Here is an 18,258-nt window from a genome sequence, read left to right as displayed (position 1 = left end):
CAAGCAATGTTCAACCCTTCTAACGAAACCCATTTCAGTCTGACCGTTGCGGACTTTCAGGGTGACCTGCAAGTGCTGTCGTTCACCGGCACTGAAGGCATCAGCCAGACCTTTCGTTTTGACCTGGAACTGGTCAGCGAAAACCCGGACCTTGACCTTGAAACGCTGCTGCACAAACAGGCATTCCTCGCGTTCGACCCTAATGGCAGTGGCATTCATGGGCAGATCTACCGTGTCGCCCAAGGTGATGCCGGCAAGCGCCTGACTCGCTACAAAGTGTCCCTGGTGCCGCAACTCGAATACCTGCGCCACCGCACCAACCAGCGCATCTACCAGCAGATGTCGGCGCCGAAAATCATCGCGCTGATCCTCGAAGAACACGGCATCAAGGGTAACGCCTACAGCTTCCAGCTGAGCCAGCCATGCCCGGATCGCGACTACTGCGTGCAGTACGACGAATCCGACCTGCATTTCGTCCAGCGGTTGTGCGAGGAAGAGGGCATTCACTACCACTTCCAGCACGACGCGAAGGGCCACAAATTGGTGTTCGGTGACGACCAGACCGTGTTCCCGAAACTCGGCCAACCCACCGCCTACGTGCAGGGCAGCGGCATGGTGGCCGACGAGCCGGTGATCAAAGGCTTCACGCTGCGCCTGGAAACCCGCACCAATCGCACCACGCGCCGCGACTACGATTTCGAGAAACCGCGCCTGCAACTGGAGTCGGCCTACAAACCCGACGGTAAAAGTGAAGAACCGGACCTGGAAGACTACGACTACCCGGGCCGTTTCACCGAGCGTGCCCGTGGCAAGTTCCTCAGCCAGCGGGCGCTGGAACGCCACCGCGCCGACTACCAGCAAGCCGAAGGCCATGGCGACCAAACCACCCTGGTCAGCGGTCACTTCCTGGAAATCTCCGACCACCCGCGCACCGAGTGGAACGACCTCTGGCTGCTGACCGAAGTCATCCACGAAGGCAAACAGCCGCAAGTCCTCGAAGAGTCGGTGACCAGCGACACCACCGCCAACAAGGACGACTTCCACCAGGGCTACCGCAACCGTTTCCTCGCCACCCCGTGGGACGTGTTCTACCGCCCGGCGCTGTTGCACACCAAACCCCGCGTGCTCGGCAGCCAGACCGCGCAGGTCACCGGCCCCAAAGGCGAAGAAATCCACTGCGACCAGTACGGCCGCGTGAAAGTGCAATTCCACTGGGACCGCGAAGGCCTGGCCGACGACAAAACCAGCTGCTGGCTGCGCGTATCAAGCAGCTGGGCCGGCGACCGCTACGGCGCCATCGCCATCCCGCGCATCGGCATGGAAGTGCTCGTCACCTTCCTCGAAGGCGACCCCGACCAACCGCTGGTGACCGGCTGCCTGTACCACAAGGAAAACCAGGTGCCGTACGGCCTGCCGGCGAACAAAACCCGCACCGTCTTCAAAACCCTCAGCTCCCCCGGTGGCGGCGGCTACAACGAACTGCGCATCGAAGACAAAAAAGGCGCCGAACAAATCTTCATCCACGCCCAGCGCGACTGGGATGAAAACATCGAACACGACCAAAAAATCCGCGTCGGCAACGAACGCCACGACACCGTCGAAAAGAACACCTACACCGAACTCAAAGCCGAAGAACACCGCACCACAATTGCCGACCGCAAAGTCGAAACCCGCATGGACGACCACCTGACCATCGGCCAGAACCAACACATCAAACTCGGCACCGCCCAACTGACCAGCGTTGGAAGAGAAATCCACCTCAAGGCCGGCGACAAAATGGTCATCGAGGCGGGATCGGAACTGACCATCAAGGGGGGTGGGAGTTTTATCAAGCTGGATGCGGGTGGCGTGACGGTGGTTGGGCCGGTGGTGAAAGTGAATGCTGGGGGCTCGGCGGGGAGTGGGACGGGGATTGGGATTAAGCCGCCGGTGCTGCCGGGGGCTGCGGATAAGGATAAGGCGGGGAGTTTGATGGATCAGGCGTTGGGGAATGCGCCTGAGGAACAGATCAAACGCAAACCGAAACGAATGCTCAATTTTTCCGGCTAACAGACACCGACGGCACTCCAAGCCACCAGGGATCAGGATTCAGGTAATTGGTAATGACTGAGACAACCAGCAAAGTAGAGAAATGGTCGTATCCCTTCAAAGTAGGGGGCGCAGAAGCGACGGATCCACAGCAGTATTACAAGGCATTGGCGCAGGCCAAGGATGGTTACTACCCATTGGGCTCCAATGGCCTATGGCATGGTGGTATTCACTTCGACGAGGCCACAGGGCTGGTGGGGGATAAGGCCGAGGTGCGCTGTATTGCGGATGGCGAGGTGGTTGCCTACCGCATTGATGAGGTTTATCCAAAATCAGATTTCGGCTCGACGCATTCAGTCTTTTCAACAGGTTTTGTGTTGGTTAAACACCGTTTGGAGGTTCCCATGCCTCCTGCGCCAGCACCTGCCCCTGGTGCGCCAGCTGCGGCAGGGCCAAGCCTGACCTTTTTCAGTCTGTATATGCATTTGCTGGATTGGGAGGGTTATCGTTTAACTCCCGCATTAGATCGGCCCGCGTTCTGGAGTGGTGGCATATCTCAGGTCAAGGCATCAGCTAATGACAAAATTCTAGGACTGAGGGTTCGACAGGGGCCGAAGAATAATCCTGGTTACGGCACTGTCTTAACCGTGTTGCCTCGCGGCACACTCGTAGAGACGGGTGAAGAGGATCACGGTTGGCTCAAGGTGGTGAATGTCACTCCTGCGGATGCCAGTCTCCCCCCGGGAACCGGGTGGGTCTACAAAGGAGAAATGACGGATGGTCCAACACCTAACAGCTACGTCATAGGTGTTGCAGCGAAAGACGAGATGACCCCACCTCAAAAAGGCCTTGCCGTTCATGCGGGTGCTAACCAGACAAGCGCCACAACGGCCATATTGCCTATTGGGACCCAAGTAAAAATCGGGAATGACGGGGCAAGCACTGAATACCAGAAACTGATAGAAATCGTCAGCGGTAGCTCTATTCCCGCTCTGACCGCTAGCAACGGAATACTCGGTTATATCCGGAAGAGTTTGCTTGAAACGAAGAGTGAACCAGCTGAGAAGAATACGGTTCATCTGTTGGAGCGACCATTTCCTATAAAAGCTGGCAGCCTGATTGGTCATGTAGGGAAATATCAGAACCACTCGGACCCCGCACCGAAGAATTTGCTGCATCTGGAAGTGTTCAGTTGCGAAGACGTCAAGGCGTTTACTGAGCTGAGCAAGTCCAAGGCCTCCAGTTTGCCGGCTACCGAGAAGACACTGCTCAAGATCCCCAAAGACAGCCTGTTGATCACTCACGTGCAAGGCATGAACGCTACGAACCCACCCAAAGTGACCGACGCCCACAAAAAGGTCGGCTATGATTTTTTGGTTCCTGTCAGTGTGCTGGAAGCGTTACCTGCCGAGAAGAAAATCAAGGTGCCTGTCGTCATGGGCGGAACAACCACCTACACGTTTTGGTGGCGTCTAGATGGACTGCTGGGCGACGCGGATGGCAACGAGATCAACGGTTGGTTCGCGGAACCGGACACCACGTTGTCGCGCCATTCGCCCTTTGAGTGGGAAGGCTTCACTTTTATCGAAGAAACTGTCAGCAATGTGGACCACTTGGCTGCGTTTCTTCATGCGCAGGAAAGTCTGAATGATGAGGAGCGTGCTACTTACCTGCCGAACGTTGGAAACGCTGACGATAGTCTTACGAAGAAACAGCTGTATAAAATCCTCGATAAGAATGGTGATAGCAAACTCAAACCTGAAGAAATAACAGAAGCTCTCGGTAAGCCTTGGTTCTCTCAACCTATTTCTCAGATGGTCACACGCTACGAAAGCGAGTGGCAATACAAGTCAGAAAAATGGGATGCCCTGGATGAACTGATGGGGCATAACGACTCGGATCCGCATAAGGGATGGGTTGAAGAGAAGGCGCGGATTGAGCGTTTGGGTTGGTGGGATAAGTTGGTTGGACAGCAAGGAATAACTAGCGATATTAATGTGCAGCATATTCATCCTGTTGGACTAGTTTCAAGTTTTCTTAGGTCAGGGTCTAGCAAGTGTAAGAAGTGCGGGAAAAATATCGCCCTTACACCACAGTTTATGAGGAAGATTGTAGCCCCGTCAGTGTCAGATGGATTTATCAAAGACTTCGCCGATACTGCGAATGTACTTTTTGGAAAGTATGGAATTACTACCTGTTCTCAGGTGGCCCTAATATTGGGGCAGGGTAAAGTCGAGACGCAAAGGTTTACTAAGTTTAGAGAGAGCTTGAATTACTCACGCGCGACGTTTACACCGACTAGTTTGTTTGCGTTGGCGCCCACGGCGATCAACAACGGCTTTATTCGTAAAGGACTTAACCTTACAAATCAACAGAAGTTACAATATATTGATGATCATTTGTTGGGTAACGACCCAGCATATGGGCAGCACAGTTTTGGAAGCAGCGACTATCCGAACAACGACTACCGAGGGCGCGGACTTCTGCATCTTACATTTTACGAGACCTACAGGAGATGTGCCGACGCCATTGGTATACAGATCGATGCAACCCCATCGTTAGCTGAAACCGATGTCAATGCGATTATTGCATCGGGTTGCTGGTTTTGGAAAGTTAACAATATTGGGATTATTGCGGATGACACCTCTTTAGATATTGACTTGAAAATTAAAAACGTTACTAGGAAAATCAATACAGGATTGGATCAGCTTGCTAATCGGAAGACATTTAGCAAGGAGATTATCGCATTAATAAATAGTGATTTTGGGGGGTGTGCGGGATGATTTGTTTTCAGGGGGTTATGCGTTTATTGGTTTCGGTGATTTTTTTTGGTGCTTCCTATGCTTTCGCATGTGAGGCACCTAAGGACGCACCTTATCCACCGTTAGCGGTAGAGGGGGGGGTGATTGTTTTCAGCTCAATCGCCGTACTTGAGGATGAGGGTAAGCCAAACCCGGAAATGGGGCTTGGCGTCAGCTTTCTTGATTGCTCTACCGGTATCACAAAATTCATTTCACGGTTGCCTTATGTTGCAGATCCTGGCGAGGTACGAGACGTTTTCACAGAAAATGTAGTGAGTGGTGAGAATGAGCTATTTGTTATTCATAGCGCACCTATTCGTGCCTTTACCGGGGTAAGCTACGGAAGCGACTATTTCAGCGTTATGGTGTTTCACAAAGCCGAGGGAGGGTTCACCCTCGATAAAAAATTAACGGATTACTTCGGAAGTGGTGCTGACGTCCTCTCTCCAGACGACAATGACGATAAGCCGATTTACACCTATCCTTTCAAGACCCGCGATGCTGTTGTTTCTCAACTGGCGTCTAAAAATTACCGTGGCTGGGCGAGCGATAACCTACCTGATCTAAATGTTAATAAAAAGACGTCAATATATTCGTTGAAGTCCATGGCAACTGATACAAAGATGTATTTGGTAAAGGGCGACAAGGTAAAGCAGGAGGCTGTCTCAGCCGGATGGGTCTCTATTCTTTACACAACAGCGAAGAAAAAAGAAATACGCGGTTGGGTCCTTTGCGAAAATGTGGACGGGTGCTGACATTAGATATTGCATGTGATGTTAAGTGGCTAAAGAGGACACCCATTAGCCGGTCTCGAGTCAAGGTTAAAAGCCTACTCACCCTGCAGTTTTTAATTGCAGGGTCCTCCCTTTCGCACAATCTGTACTGAAATTGACCTGAAGGCTGTGTTTATGAAAGTATCAAATTTTTTTACTGCTGGAATAGCATTTGTCGCGCTATTTCTATTTGATTCCTATGCCCAGTCCGCAGGATTCGACTGCGGTAAGGCATCCACAGAAATGGAAAAGAAAATCTGTGATACTCCCTCCTTGTCTACGTTGGATGAGCAGCTAAGTGCAGTGTTTAAGCCGTTGAAAAATCGGCGAACTTTCCAAGTTATCGAAAGTGACTGGCTTGCATCAATACGCAATACCTGCGAGTCAACGGAGTGTCTGGAAGATGCTTACGATCAACAAATTCGCTTTTTAACACCGTTGCCGGAGGTTGTTTCAGTCACTGGAAAAGACATAAAGTTGCTGCCAGAAAATAAAGCTTATACGCAATACGATCGCTCATGGAAAACCGTGGAGCTAGCGGGTCTTCCGAATGAAAAAAATGTCGCTGAACGTTTCATTCTGTCCGCAGAAACGTTGTCAGGCATGTTATATGTTATAGCTTTTGAGGGGTACTATGACGTCACAATGGCTTGTTATAGAGGTAGCTTGTACGAATACGTAGATAAAAGTCCAATGGCTCAACCCATTGTTCACACCATTGCGAAAAACATCGGCTTCGATGGTGCAATAGACCTAGGTAGCAATGACGACGGAAAAAGGTTTGCCGGGATTTTTGATGGGGCCTTTTACTATCGGCAACAAATAACGAAAAATCTGATAAAAGGAATGGTTTACAAGCTGGGCTCGAGCGCAGAGCCAGCGGAAAGCAGCCTGCTATTCCAGCAGTGGTCAAACACTAATGAAAACGCCAGAGGCGGCTTGCTCTTTAGTGGTAGCGATATGTTCAGTCAGCTGAAAATTTACTACTCGCACACGCCTGGATTCGAAATCGTCGCACCTACTAATATGCCGGCAATAGGTTGGAATATCTTTAATCCTATTTGGAGTAAACCACGCCCGGTATTTTATTTTAAAAACGGTGACGAGACGATCTGGCGAGCCAATGTAGTCGATAAGACACTCGCTAAGATTGTTGACGCGAATGACCATGCGGTGATTCAAAACCCTACACCAGTTGAAGTGAATGGTCGGGAGGCCATTGTATATCTTGAGGGCTCCATGCTGAAGATAGCTATAGCACCGGATGAATAGTGCAGGCTCGCTTTAATAATTAGTGTTCAATTTTTTATCTTCGGGAATTGATGCGTAAGGGATTTTTCTATGAGCAGGCTTTGGGTGCATATATTTTTTTGCACGCTGGTTAATTGTTTGTCGCCACTAGTACCCGCTGCACTTGCTCAAGACGCATGTGTTGATGTCGCAACGAACTCTCAGGGTGAAAGGTGTTCTGTGAGTGCGAAGGCTGCTGCTGACGCGCAGTTGAACGCGAGTTATCAAGAACTGATGGTGCGGCTTGAAGGCGGGTATCAGACTGATCCAGTGCTAGCTGCGGAACACAAGGCAAAGGTTCAAGAGGCTCAGCGGGCCTGGATCAAATTGCGTGATACCGATTGCCTGATTGATGCGTTGGAGACGGAAGCAGGCTCGTCGGCATATGTGACAGCAGTCAACAATTGTATTGCCAACATGAGCCGTGAACGGTCGGTGTTTCTGGACAACATCGCGTCCGATAGTGGGAGTGGGTCGGCAATTGGGCGTGGCTCGTGCCCTTCGCAAGACTTCGCTCAGTTTTTGCCCGAATTTTCCGTTAATGCCGAATCGCAAAAGCGGCTAACGGCGCAGGCGGTGAAGCTGTTGGTGTTAAAGGGAACGTCGGATATAGGGCGGATTGAGCCTTACGTCACTGCCGAGGTCGGACGTGATTTGGCGTTTCCGTTAATGGTTGCGATACCCGATGGGAAGGTGGAAGGGATAGAAATCGAGAAGGTAGATGACCGTCGCGTTAACGTCTTGGATAAACGTGCCGGCAACAGCAATATCAAGATCTTCAATTTTTCGAGGAAGGCCTGCTGGACGCTTGTTGGGGTTGAGGATTGGTCGATTCCCGAAAAAGAACTTTCTGTAGCAAGTACGCGGTCGATGAGTCGCGCGGAGAGTTTCTGCTCACAGCGCGCACTGGGATTTGTTGGCTTGGGTGGTCTTGAGCAATACCGGCTGACGCGCGAGCTTTTTGAAGCAGCCTTGGAAAATTACCTGTGCGCGGCCGCTTCAGGCGATCCTGAGTCGAGTTTGGCTGCTGCTGGGCTGAGTCTGTCGGGTATGGCGCCGCAGTTGGAATACGGCAAAGTCGAGGCTTTGTTCAAAGCGTCGGCCGTTAATTCACCGGGCGGGGCTGAGTCCCTGGCAGGCTTCTATTGTTTTGGCAATGAAACGGCTGGGGAAGGGCCATGTCAGCGACCAATTGAGGTTGAAAAAGAGCTGATTCGTGCCGCTTCCATGGGGTCAACGAATGCGTTCGTTTCGTTGGGCTCTCATTGGGAAAGTGGCGATCTCGGTAAAAAGGATATTCCCCGAGCCTTGGCCTGTTATCAGCTTGCTGCCAACAAAGGTTACGAGTCGGGTCTCAATGCTGTTAAACGACTTCAGTCGGAAGTGACTGATCCGATAGCGGCCAGCAACTGCTATTAGTACGACCCGGTGATGAAGGGTGCGCAACGCGCCCTTCAACTGCTTTGGAGAGGAAATGGGGGAGAGATTTATTTAAATGTCTTCTCTGATGAAGTTGGCTCTCAAACAAACCTATCCCCTGTCTTCTCAACTTGCGACTAACCCTACACCTTGACCCGATACTCCACCGGATTCGGTGGGTCGAGGTTGTCCATGGCGCGGTCTATGAGCAGTTGTGCGCCTTCGGCCATGCGGTAGATGGCGAGGGCGACGTTGCGGCGGGAGCCTTCGATTTCGAAGGCGAGGTCGCCGGCGATGGCTTTGATGGAGGCGATGTCTTCGGAGGCGTTGGCCAGGAGGCTGTCGGTGTCGACGTCTGGGGCGACGATGAAGAGTTGGCCTTTGCGGGCGTCGGCGAGGTGGATTTTGGGTGGGGGTGTGCCGAGGTGGTGGTCGAGGGCGCGTTCGGCGGCTTCGTGGAGTTTTTTTGAATCTAGGGATTCGTAGGGGGATGTTGCTGAGTCTTCCGGTGGATTAGGCGTTGCTTTGAACATGGGTGTATCTCCCTGGAACTAAGGAGCTGACACCGTTTCGCTTGCGCTTCGAAAGAGGTGGCAGCTGTGCGTTGGTGTGCAAGACCGGTCCAGGAACCCGGCAGACCCGAAGGTCTCCGACGCACAGCCGCCATAACGATTCGCGAGCATAGAAAAACGCTCGATGAATAGCCATCTACGATTGTGCACCTGGACCGGACTTGCACGTCCGAGTCACCGTTTTTTGGTGACAGGGTGAGACTAGCCCTGACCCGCAGGCCGGGCTAGTTACTGAACACCGCTACAACTTGAAGGAAATGTCCGAGGCCAATGGGGCTGGGATGGGGCCGAGACCGAGGTGTCTGGTTTTACGACCGCTGCGCGGCCGAACGCCGCCTTCGGCAGCTGCTACGGGGGGATGTGGTGGGCTTTGAGAAGTGTGACTTGGTGGTCATCGTGCTTAAAAAGCGCTTCATCTTCTTCTAACGCTGTGCAACGGTGGCGTTCTGGGTTTAAGCCGCTACACTGCGCCAGCGTTCATTTTTCTTTTGGGGCTTGGGCATGAAATTTCGTTTTCTTCTGTGGATGATGGGCTTGCTAATGCGCAAGGCCAGTCGGACCAATCCGGCGTTTCAGCAGCAGTTGGGTGATAAAGAGTTGGTGTTCCAGTTGCAGACGCTGGACGGCAAGGTGGCGCGGCACTTCGTGGTGAAAGGTCAGCGCATTACCAGCCAGTCCGGGGTGTATGCGGAGCCTGCGTTTGCGATTGCCTTTAAAGATGCCGCTTATGGCTTTGCCACGATGCAGGCGAAGAACAAGCAGTTGGCGTTCATGACCGGGATTCAGGACAAGTCGATTCAGATCAAGGGCAACCCGGCGCTGGTGATGTGGTTCCAGGGGTTGACCAAGTATTTGAAGCCGAGGAAGAAGCCTCCTGCAGCCCGTTAAGGAGCTACAGACTTTGGCTTGAAGAGTCATAAAAAAGGCTTCTAAAGACTGTCTTACTGTTAAATCTGACAGGTGTGTTGGCTTCTGGCCCCATGCTTTACTGTGGACGGTGCTCCTGCGGGGGCTCGTTCACTACGATGGAGCGCGGTCATGAAACAACAAATACAATCGAGTCATCTTGATCCTTCTTTTGGTGAGAGCGGCCTTGTCGTTTTTCCGCTCCCCGGGCCGCCTAGATACAGCCCCGGTGTCCTTGTCACGCTATCTTCAGGCCAGTTACTCGTTGTGGCTGATTTCTCGCTCACTCGGCTGAATGTCGACGGAACCCCAGATCGCAGCTTCGGTGCCGACGGCGTCATTGATATGAATTTGGAGGGGCTTACCTTAAACCAAGTCGAAGGCGTGTGCCTCCTGGCGGATGGTGGATGGCTGATTTCGGCCTTTTTCTATACAGATTGCAACAGTGGTCCTATTGTGTTTCGGCTGCGCGCTGATGGCACGCTGGAGGAGGCGTTTGGAGAGAACGGTATAGTTTTCCTCCGGAATCTTGTCAGCGTGGAAGGAGGTTCTGTCACAGGGCTACCTGGAAGAAAAGCACCCCAAACAAATGCTCAAGCTGGCGGCGTATCTGTGATTGAGCAACCCGATGGCAAGATTGTACTCATCGTCAGTGACCTGTTTAACCCTCAAAGCCTGGTCATGCGCCTGACCGCGACCGGTGCCTTGGACACCGGGTTCAATGGTTCTGGATGGGTGATCATCGAACTTCCAGATCACGAATGGTACGAGGCCAAGGCTGTCGCATTGCAAGCGAACGGCCATATTCTGGTCTGTGGTACGTACGTCACCCCAGGCGGTATGGTTCAAGGCGGCTTCGTGGCCCGCCTCGACCAACAAGGGCGGGCCGATCACACATTCAATAACACTGGGATTGTGCTTGTTGCGGATCGTGATATGGGCTTTGCCATCCTGCAATCGTTCGCTGTGCTCGAGCGTGACAGTGAGGTCGTCATGATCATGGCTGTGGGCGACGTGACTATGAATGGTTTCCCTAAAGGCATGGCTATCGCTCTGAATGGTAGTGGCTCTTTCAATCTCGTGTTCAACGATGGCAAACCTTTGATTTCAGACATGCTGACCGAAGGTGTGAGCTGGACGCACTGTGCATTCCATGATGAAAAAATCATCGTTGCCGGGAAGAGCGGCCCCTGGGGTGTTACTGCCGATGGCGGGGGAGTCACTGCACGTTTACTGGCTGATGGCAGCCTGGATATGACGTTCAATGAGAAGGGCTGGGCGGCCTTTAAGTTTGACGAAGGCCTGACAGAGCTCCGGGGTGCTACGGTCACGGAAGATGGCAAGACCGTGCTCAGCGGCAGCCTGCATCATTGGGAACATCCTGGTTTTGGTTGGATGGCGCGGTTTCTCGCATGATGCGATGCAGATAGATCCTATCTTGGGCAAGCCCGTCCCCACAGGGATCACCGAGATCCTGTAGGGGACGGGCTTGCCCGCGATGCGTTTCAGGCCTGGGTGAACTGCGAAGCGAGTTCGCGCAGCAACACTTCGGCTTCGAGGACTTTGCTGACGACGTCTTCGGCCTTGTCGCGCGTCAGGCCGAGGCGGTCGAGCAGGGTGTCGGGGATTTCTTCGTCGGGGCCGGAGCCGATGCCGCGGCTGCGCAGCAGGCGCACGGTCAGGCAGACGAGGTTCGGGTATTCGGCGTAGGCGCCGTCGTAGCTTGGGTCGTGCTGGAAGCGCAGCGCGGTGGCCAGTTCGTCGGGCATGTCCCAGTAGCGCATCAGCCACGCGCCGATCTGTTCACGGCTGATGCCCAGCAGGTGTTGCTCGACAAAGCTGTGGCACAGGTGCGGGTTGACCTCCAGGTGGCGGCAGATCAGCGAGAAGTGCGGCGGGAAGACGTGGGCCAGCAGCAAGTAGCCAAAGTTGTGCAGCAGGCCGGCGAGGTAGGTCAGGCCGGCTTCCGGGCGCTGGGCACGCGGCATGGCGCGGGTCAGGCCTTCGATGACGGCGGCGGTGTAGATCGATTGCTGCCAGTACGGCGTGGTGTGTTGCGGGTGGTCCTTGGGCAGGCTCAGGGTTTTGCCCAGGGCCAGGCCCAGCGCCAGGTTGATCACCAGATCGAACCCCAACACGCGGACGATTGCGTCTTCCACTGAACGAATCTTGCCCGGCGACGCGTAGTACGGCGACGCCGCCCAGCTCACCACTTGCGCGGCCAGGGCCGGGTCGGTTTCGACCACGCCGGTGATGTCGTCGATGGTGGCGTTGGGGTCGACCCGCAGCTTGATGATTTTTTGCGCGGTTTCGGCCAGCGGTGGAATCTCGATGGTCGCTTCCAGGCGCTGCTGAATGCGCCGTGCCGTGAAGGCCTGCACCGCTTGGGTGATTTCCTCGCGGTCATCGTCGGGGCGGTCGAGGTTCGGGCGGATGAGGCTCAGGGCTTCGCCGAAGTTTGCGGCGCTGGCCTTGGTCAGCATGCTTTTGAAGTCTTCGCTGGTGATTTCCAGCAGCACGCCCGGCTCACCGGAATTGATCAGCAACTGAGGTTCGCGCAGCAGGCTTTCTTCGTACAGGCACGGCGAGCTGGTGAGCGCCGGCAGGCCGGGCAGAAAGCTCAGGTTGTGTTTGCCGAGCATGCGCTCCAGGCGTTCGGTCGGCACGGCGGTGAGCCGGCGGCCGGTGAGTTCGGCGAGGCGGTTGAGGTCCAGCAACTGGCTCTGCGGGAACAGCACCATGAGCGCGCCGACAGCGTCGTCGAGCAACACCGCTTGCACCTTGCGGGCGGGGTTGAGGCCCGGGCGATCGAGCACTTCGGCGTAGCTGATGCCCAGCTTGCCAAGCAGCAGCCGAATAACAGACGGGGCGTGCGGGGCTTCGGGTGCGAGGGCAACTTCGGTCATGGCCTGTATCCGTTTTCAAACAATTGCAGGAGTATAACCAGCTTGTTTAAAACCATCGCCCAGAAACTGAGACGGTGCTCACACTTGGCCGTATTGCTGCCCATGTCGTAGCCAGCGGTCGAGCAACGGGCTGACGTGATGCGGCCAGCGCTCCAGCAATGCCTGGGCCGCGTCGCGCACGGCCGGCAGCAGATCGGCGTCGCGCATCAGGTCGGCGACCTTGAATTGCAGCAGGCCGGTTTGGCGGGTGCCGAGCATCTCGCCGGGACCGCGCAGTTCGAGGTCTTTTTCGGCGATCACGAAGCCGTCGTTAGTCTCGCGCATGATACCCAGGCGTTGGCGGCCGATCTGCGACAGCGGCGGATGGTAGAGCAGCACGCAGTGACTGGCGGCGCTGCCCCGGCCCACTCGACCGCGTAACTGGTGCAGTTGCGCCAGGCCCAGGCGTTCCGGGTTTTCGATGATCATCAGGCTGGCGTTGGGCACGTCGACGCCGACTTCAATCACCGTAGTCGCCACCAGCAGTTGCAGCGCGCCGGCCTTGAACTGGGCCATGACGTCGGCTTTTTCCGCTGGCTTCATGCGGCCGTGGATCAAGCCAACCTTCAGCTCGCCGAGGGCGGCGGTGAGGTCCTCGTAAGTGGTTTCGGCGGCCTGGCAGGTGAGCTCTTCCGACTCTTCGATCAGCGTGCACACCCAATACGCCTGACGCCCTTCGGCGCAGGCCGCACGCACCCGTTCGATGACTTCGACGCGGCGCGTGTCGGTGACCAGCACGGTGTTCACCGGGGTTCGGCCGGGCGGCAGTTCGTCGAGGATCGAGGTGTCGAGGTCGGCGTAGGCGCTCATGGCCAGGGTTCGCGGAATCGGGGTGGCGGTCATGATCAGTTGATGCGGGCACATCCGCCCGCCAACGCCTTTTTGCCGTAGCGCCAGGCGCTGCTGGACGCCGAAGCGGTGTTGTTCGTCGATGATCACCAGCGCGAGGTTCTTGAACTGCACTTCGTCCTGGAACAGCGCATGAGTGCCGACCACCATTGGCGTGCCGCGGGCGATCTGTTCCAGCGCGGCGGCGCGGTTCTTGCCCTTGAGCTTGCCGGCCAGCCAGGCGACTTCCAGGCCCAGCGGTTCGAGCCAGCGCTTGAAGGTGATGAAGTGCTGTTCGGCGAGGATCTCGGTGGGCGCCATCAGCGCGACCTGATAGCCGGCCTCCAGCGCTTGCAATGCTGCGAGGGCAGCGACCACGGTTTTACCGGCGCCGACGTCGCCCTGAATCAGCCGCAGCATCGGTTCGTGCTGGCTCATGTCGTAGGCGATTTCATTGCCGACCCGATGCTGCGCGCCCGTCGGCGGGAAGCCCAGGTTGGCCAGGTATTGGGCCGGCAACCGGGTGGCTTTGGGCATGGCCGGCGCCCGCAGCGCGCGCATGCTTTCGCGCAGGCGTTGCTGCGACAGCTGATGGGTCAGCAGTTCTTCGAAGGCCAGACGGTGCTGCGCCCAGTGATGACCGAGGGCGAGTTCATCGACATCGGCATCGGCGGGCGGGTGATGCAAGTAGTGGATCGCGTCGGCCAGCGGCGCCAGTTGGTAGTCCCGCGCCAGCTCTTGTGGCAGCCAGTCGGGCAGGCTGCTCGGGCCCAGCAACGTCAGGGTCTGCATGCACAGTTGGCGCAGACGCTGTTGGGTCAGGCCTTCGGTGAGCGGGTAGACCGGCGTCAGGGTTGCATCCACCGGCGGTGGTTCGTCGCCGGTGATGGCGCGGTATTCCGGGTGGTAGATTTCCAGTCCCGACGCGCCGGGCCGGGCCTCGCCGTAGCAGCGTATGCGGGTGCCGCGTTTCAGGCCTTCCTTTTGCGCGTTGCTGAAATGGTAGAAGCGCAGGCTGAGCCCGCCGGTGCCGTCCTGCAGGCGCACGACCAGGCTGCGGCGCCGGCCCATGACCACGTCGGCGCCGCTGACGGTGCCTTCGATCACCGCGTCCTGACCCGGCCGCAAGTGGCCGATCGGCACCACGCGGGTGCGATCCTGGTAGCGCAGCGGCAGGTGGAACAGTACGTCCTGGAGGTTTTCCAGGCCGACCTTGGCCAGTTTTTCGGCCATGGCTTCGCCGACACCCTTGAGTGCCGTGACCGACACCTGCGACAGCTCCGTCATGGCTAACGCTTAACCCGCAACCGCTGGCTGCTTGGCCACCGAGCACAGGCGGATGGAGTCAGCGAGGATTTCAATCGCTTTCGGGCGTGGGAAGCTCGCGCGCCAGGCGATGGCCACGGTGCGGAACGGCACCGGTGGCGTCAGTGGGCGCACTTCGAGCACGCCGGGGGCGTAGTGGTGGCTGTCGACGGCCGAGAGCGGCAGGATCGAGATGCCCAGGCCAGAGGCGACCATGTGCCGAATGGTTTCCAGGGAGCTGGATTCGACGGTAGTGTGCTTGGCGCCGTCGTTGCCTTTGGCCAGGGTCGGGCAGGCTTCGAGCACCTGATCGCGGAAGCAGTGACCTTCGCCGAGCAGCAGCAGGCTCTTGTCGTTGAGCATACTGGCGTCGATGGATGCTTGCTCGGTCCAGGGGTGCTGGGCCGGCATCAGGACGTAGAACGGCTCGTCGTAGAGTTGCAGGGTCAGCACGTCGGCTTCGTTGAACGGCAGGGCGATGATGATCGCGTCCAGCTCGCCGTTGCGCAGTTTGTCGCGCAGGACGTGGGTGAAGTTTTCTTCGATGTACAACGGCATCTGCGGGGCGACCCGGTGCAGTTGCGGAATCAGGTGCGGGAACAGGTACGGGCCGACGGTGTAGATCGCGCCGACTTTCAGCGGGGCGGTCAGCTGGTTTTTGCCGGCTTGGGCCAGTTCGCGAATGCCTTGGGCCTGTTCGAGGACTTTTTGGGCCTGGGCGACGATGCCTTCGCCGACCGGGGTCAGGCGCACCGCGCTTTTACTGCGCTCGAAAATCAGCACACCGAGTTCGTCTTCAAGCTTTTTCACGCCCACCGACAGGGTCGGTTGACTGACGTGGCAACGCTCGGCCGCGTGGCCGAAGTGCTGCTCTTGGGCGAGGGTAACGATGTAGCGTAATTCTGTGAGGGTCATAGCGGGCGTCCATGAAGATGCAGCCAAGCATAACGGCTGCAATCGATAGACGCACGTTATCAGACTGAGGGAGGAGAGCGACACTGTGCAATGCGTGTTTGCCGCTGGCAGGTATGCAAAAGGCACCTTTCGGTGCCTTTCTTAAAGATTGCAGATATTTCTGCGGCGACTGAAGAACCCTGTGGGAGCGAGCCTGCTCGCGATAGCGGTATGACAGTCGACGTCAATGTTGAATGTTGCGCCGTCATCGCGAGCAGGCTCGCTCCCACATGGGAATCTACTGTGTCTTAGCGTCGGTGTTTTTCCAGGGAATAAACAAACGGCGCAACGATTTCGATCGAGCCGTTGTTCAGCATGTCGGCCGGTGGCTTGGGCAGTGGCTGGGCGCGGCGGATCATTTCCAGGGTGGCCCGGTCCAGGTCGGCGTTGCCGGAGCGACCGACCAGTTCATACGACAGCACCTGGCCTTGAGCATCGACCACGAAGCGCAGACGGTTCAAGCCTTCCTTGCCACGTGATTGGGCGGCTGGCGGGTACTTCTTGTATTTGGCCAGGTGCGCCAGCAGCGTGCCTTGCCAACTTTCCTTGGCTGCAGTCTGCGAAGGCGTTGGGCCTGGGGCAGGTTGTGCGGATTTCTCCGTCGGGGCGTTGGTTGGCGGCGTGTCGCTGGGTTTTTCCTCGGACGGTTTTTCCTTCGGCGGCTCGGGCTTTTTCTCTACCGGCTTGGGTGGTTGAGGCTTGGGCTTGGGTTTGACCAGCTTGGGCACTGAGATCGTCGGCTTTGGCGCTTCCGCGAGTTTCGGCAACGGCAGCTCTTCCACCGGAGCCGGTGGTTGCGGTGGCGTTACGACCTTGGGCGGTGCCGGTGGCGGTGGTGCCGGAACCGGCGCCAACTCGACCATCATTGCCATCGGTGGCAGCTCGACAGGCGGTGAGGACTTCCAGTTGAGCGCGAGCAGAATCGCGACCGCGTGGACGCCCAGCACCACGGCCAGGCTAGCGCCGTAACGCGTCAGCTTTTGGCGCGTCGTGATCATTTCTTGGCTGCCGTCTCAAGTCCGACCAGTCCGACTTTCAGGTAGCCGGCGGCCCGCAGGGCATCCATCACGTGCATCAGGTCGCCGTAGTCCACGCCTTTGTCGGCCTGGAAGAAGATGGTTGTGTCCTTCTTGCCCTGGGTGCGCGCATCGAGGGTCGCGCCGAGGGTTTGGGCGTTGACTTCGTCTTCGCCCAGGTACAAGCGCTGGTCAGCCTTGACGCTGAGGAACACCGGTTTTTCTGGTCGCGGTGCCGGTTTGGCGGTCGAGGCGGGGAGGTCAACCTTGATGTCCACGGTGGCCAGCGGGGCGGCCACCATGAAGATGATCAGCAGCACCAGCATCACGTCGATGAACGGCGTGACGTTGATTTCGTGGTTCTCGACGAGATCGTCGTCTGCGCCTTCCTTTAAATGCAAGCCCATGGCGGATTACCCTACTTTGACCATGTGCGGTTGCGAGGCGGTGCGCTCGGCCGGCAGGTGATCGAGGTCGCGGCTGACCAGCAGCAGGACTTGTGCCGAAGCGTCGCAAACCTGGGCCTTGTACCCGGCGATGGAGCGGGCGAAGACGTTGTAGATGACGACTGCAGGAATCGCGGCCACCAGGCCCAGCGCGGTGGCCAGCAGGGCTTCGGCGATGCCGGGAGCGACGACGGCGAGGTTGGTGGTCTGGGTTTTGGCGATGCCGATGAAACTGTTCATGATGCCCCACACGGTGCCGAACAGACCGACGAACGGTGCGGTGGAGCCGATGGTGGCCAGCACGCCGGTGCCGCTGCTCATGTTGCGGCCGCAGGCGGCTACCAGACGCTCAAGACGGAAGCTGACGCGCTCCTTGATGCCTTCTTTTTCGCGGCTGTTGGCCGACAGGCGCATTTCTTCCAGGGCATCGTGGACCAGCAGGTTGGCGAGGGTGCCTTCCTTGGCCGCGCTGATGCTGGCTTCTTTAAGGGTGGTGGCTTTTTTCAGATTGGCGATCTCACCGCGCAGACGACGCTTGGCGCCCAGTAACTCAAGGCCCTTGGCGATCCAGAGGGTCCAGGTGATGATCGAGGCGATGGCCAGGCCGATCATTACGATTTTCACGATGATGTCGGCGTTCTGGTACATGCCCCACGGCGACAGGTCATGGGCCATGCCCAGGGTGTTGTCGGCTTCGAGGACCTCGGGTGCGTCAGCGGCAGCGTTTTCGGCGGCCAGTGCCGGGTCGGCGGCGACGGGCGTCGCGACCGGGGCGGCGTGGTCAGCATTGTCATGAGCGGCAGTGGCTGGCGCTGCTGCTGTTGCAGTCGGTGCGGCGGTTGGCTCATCGGCGAAGGCGGCGGTCGGGGCCAGCAGCAGGCTGAACAGCAGTGCGGCGACCGCGCTCAGGGCGCGAGATGGGCGAGCAAGCGTGGTTGGCGAAGCGGAGAGTGGATTACGTGTCATGCTGGCCGG

14 protein-coding genes are annotated in these 18,258 nt (G+C 57.0%); 7 read left to right on the top strand and 7 right to left on the bottom strand.

Annotation, left to right across the window (positions count from 1 at the left end; genetic code table 11):
• Nucleotides 1-6 precede the first annotated feature (6 nt).
• The 5 genes from NTD87_RS07950 (at nt 7) to NTD87_RS07930 (ending at nt 8,311) form a co-directional block, all read left to right on the top strand.
• Nucleotides 7-2,049, top strand: a complete 2,043-nt coding sequence (locus tag NTD87_RS07950) for a type VI secretion system tip protein VgrG (protein WP_262113101.1) — start codon at nt 7-9, stop codon at nt 2,047-2,049.
• Nucleotides 2,050-2,102: 53 nt separating this feature from the next.
• A complete protein-coding gene (locus NTD87_RS07945; protein WP_262113099.1) occupies nt 2,103-4,811 on the top strand; it encodes a hypothetical protein in 2,709 nt (902 codons plus the stop codon).
• Between the two features lie 17 nt (nt 4,812-4,828).
• Nucleotides 4,829-5,584 (top strand): hypothetical protein, encoded by a 756-nt coding sequence (locus NTD87_RS07940; RefSeq protein ID WP_262113096.1) that lies wholly within the window; start codon nt 4,829-4,831, stop codon nt 5,582-5,584.
• Nucleotides 5,585-5,737: 153 nt separating this feature from the next.
• Entirely contained in the window at nt 5,738-6,874 is a 1,137-nt protein-coding gene (locus NTD87_RS07935; protein WP_262113094.1) for a lysozyme inhibitor LprI family protein, read from the top strand.
• A gap of 69 nt (nt 6,875-6,943) precedes the next feature.
• Complete coding sequence (locus tag NTD87_RS07930) at nt 6,944-8,311, top strand: lysozyme inhibitor LprI family protein (protein ID WP_262113092.1); 1,368 nt, start codon at nt 6,944-6,946, stop codon at nt 8,309-8,311.
• Nucleotides 8,312-8,454: 143 nt separating this feature from the next.
• On the opposite strand, the gene NTD87_RS07925 is transcribed toward NTD87_RS07930, so the two are convergent.
• Nucleotides 8,455-8,844, bottom strand: coding sequence for a DUF6124 family protein (locus tag NTD87_RS07925; RefSeq protein ID WP_262113091.1), 390 nt, complete (start codon nt 8,842-8,844; stop codon nt 8,455-8,457).
• Between the two features lie 540 nt (nt 8,845-9,384).
• Between NTD87_RS07925 and NTD87_RS07920 the strand changes: the two genes are divergently transcribed.
• Together NTD87_RS07920 and NTD87_RS07915 are read left to right on the top strand one after the other, a co-directional pair.
• Nucleotides 9,385-9,771: an SCP2 sterol-binding domain-containing protein gene (locus tag NTD87_RS07920; RefSeq protein WP_262113090.1), complete on the top strand. Its 387-nt coding sequence runs from the start codon at nt 9,385-9,387 to the stop codon at nt 9,769-9,771.
• A gap of 150 nt (nt 9,772-9,921) precedes the next feature.
• A complete protein-coding gene (locus tag NTD87_RS07915) occupies nt 9,922-11,205 on the top strand; it encodes a hypothetical protein (RefSeq protein ID WP_262113089.1) in 1,284 nt (427 codons plus the stop codon).
• A gap of 89 nt (nt 11,206-11,294) precedes the next feature.
• On the opposite strand, the gene NTD87_RS07910 is transcribed toward NTD87_RS07915, so the two are convergent.
• From NTD87_RS07910 to exbB, 6 genes are all read right to left on the bottom strand, one after another.
• Nucleotides 11,295-12,695 carry an aminoacyl-tRNA deacylase and HDOD domain-containing protein gene (locus NTD87_RS07910; protein ID WP_262113088.1) on the bottom strand — a complete coding sequence of 467 codons (1,401 nt, stop codon included), beginning with the start codon at nt 12,693-12,695 and terminating at the stop codon, nt 11,295-11,297.
• Nucleotides 12,696-12,773: 78 nt separating this feature from the next.
• Nucleotides 12,774-14,849 (bottom strand): ATP-dependent DNA helicase RecG, encoded by a 2,076-nt coding sequence (recG, locus tag NTD87_RS07905; RefSeq protein WP_262113087.1) that lies wholly within the window; start codon nt 14,847-14,849, stop codon nt 12,774-12,776.
• Nucleotides 14,850-14,858: 9 nt separating this feature from the next.
• Entirely contained in the window at nt 14,859-15,782 is a 924-nt protein-coding gene (locus tag NTD87_RS07900) for a hydrogen peroxide-inducible genes activator (protein WP_262113086.1), read from the bottom strand.
• 287 nt (nt 15,783-16,069) lie between these two features.
• Nucleotides 16,070-16,819, bottom strand: coding sequence for an energy transducer TonB (locus NTD87_RS07895; protein ID WP_262113084.1), 750 nt, complete (start codon nt 16,817-16,819; stop codon nt 16,070-16,072).
• Nucleotides 16,816-17,244, bottom strand: a complete 429-nt coding sequence (gene exbD / locus NTD87_RS07890; RefSeq protein WP_262113083.1) for a TonB system transport protein ExbD — start codon at nt 17,242-17,244, stop codon at nt 16,816-16,818. Before exbD ends, NTD87_RS07895 begins: the two co-directional genes overlap by 4 nt.
• Nucleotides 17,245-17,250: 6 nt before the next feature.
• Nucleotides 17,251-18,249 (bottom strand): tonB-system energizer ExbB, encoded by a 999-nt coding sequence (gene exbB, locus NTD87_RS07885; RefSeq protein ID WP_262113081.1) that lies wholly within the window; start codon nt 18,247-18,249, stop codon nt 17,251-17,253.
• Between the last annotated feature and the right edge of the window lie 9 nt (nt 18,250-18,258).

Origin of the sequence: Pseudomonas sp. 6D_7.1_Bac1 (assembly GCF_025465945.1) — a bacterium.
GTDB lineage: Bacteria > Pseudomonadota > Gammaproteobacteria > Pseudomonadales > Pseudomonadaceae > Aquipseudomonas.
This window is presented reverse-complemented; position numbering and strand designations above follow the sequence as displayed.

What these genes read in the sequence shown, in the direction of transcription:
- NTD87_RS07950 (WP_262113101.1), top strand. Translation starts at nt 7, where the DNA reads ATGTTCAACCCTTCTAACGAAACCCATTTCAGTCTGACCGTTGCGGAC.
- NTD87_RS07945 (WP_262113099.1), top strand. Translation starts at nt 2,103, where the DNA reads ATGACTGAGACAACCAGCAAAGTAGAGAAATGGTCGTATCCCTTCAAA.
- NTD87_RS07940 (WP_262113096.1), top strand. Translation starts at nt 4,829, where the DNA reads ATGCGTTTATTGGTTTCGGTGATTTTTTTTGGTGCTTCCTATGCTTTC.
- NTD87_RS07935 (WP_262113094.1), top strand. Translation starts at nt 5,738, where the DNA reads ATGAAAGTATCAAATTTTTTTACTGCTGGAATAGCATTTGTCGCGCTA.
- NTD87_RS07930 (WP_262113092.1), top strand. Translation starts at nt 6,944, where the DNA reads ATGAGCAGGCTTTGGGTGCATATATTTTTTTGCACGCTGGTTAATTGT.
- NTD87_RS07925 (WP_262113091.1), bottom strand. Translation starts at nt 8,844, where the DNA reads ATGTTCAAAGCAACGCCTAATCCACCGGAAGACTCAGCAACATCCCCC.
- NTD87_RS07920 (WP_262113090.1), top strand. Translation starts at nt 9,385, where the DNA reads ATGAAATTTCGTTTTCTTCTGTGGATGATGGGCTTGCTAATGCGCAAG.
- NTD87_RS07915 (WP_262113089.1), top strand. Translation starts at nt 9,922, where the DNA reads ATGAAACAACAAATACAATCGAGTCATCTTGATCCTTCTTTTGGTGAG.
- NTD87_RS07910 (WP_262113088.1), bottom strand. Translation starts at nt 12,695, where the DNA reads ATGACCGAAGTTGCCCTCGCACCCGAAGCCCCGCACGCCCCGTCTGTT.
- recG (WP_262113087.1), bottom strand. Translation starts at nt 14,849, where the DNA reads ATGACGGAGCTGTCGCAGGTGTCGGTCACGGCACTCAAGGGTGTCGGC.
- NTD87_RS07900 (WP_262113086.1), bottom strand. Translation starts at nt 15,782, where the DNA reads ATGACCCTCACAGAATTACGCTACATCGTTACCCTCGCCCAAGAGCAG.
- NTD87_RS07895 (WP_262113084.1), bottom strand. Translation starts at nt 16,819, where the DNA reads ATGATCACGACGCGCCAAAAGCTGACGCGTTACGGCGCTAGCCTGGCC.
- exbD (WP_262113083.1), bottom strand. Translation starts at nt 17,244, where the DNA reads ATGGGCTTGCATTTAAAGGAAGGCGCAGACGACGATCTCGTCGAGAAC.
- exbB (WP_262113081.1), bottom strand. Translation starts at nt 18,249, where the DNA reads ATGACACGTAATCCACTCTCCGCTTCGCCAACCACGCTTGCTCGCCCA.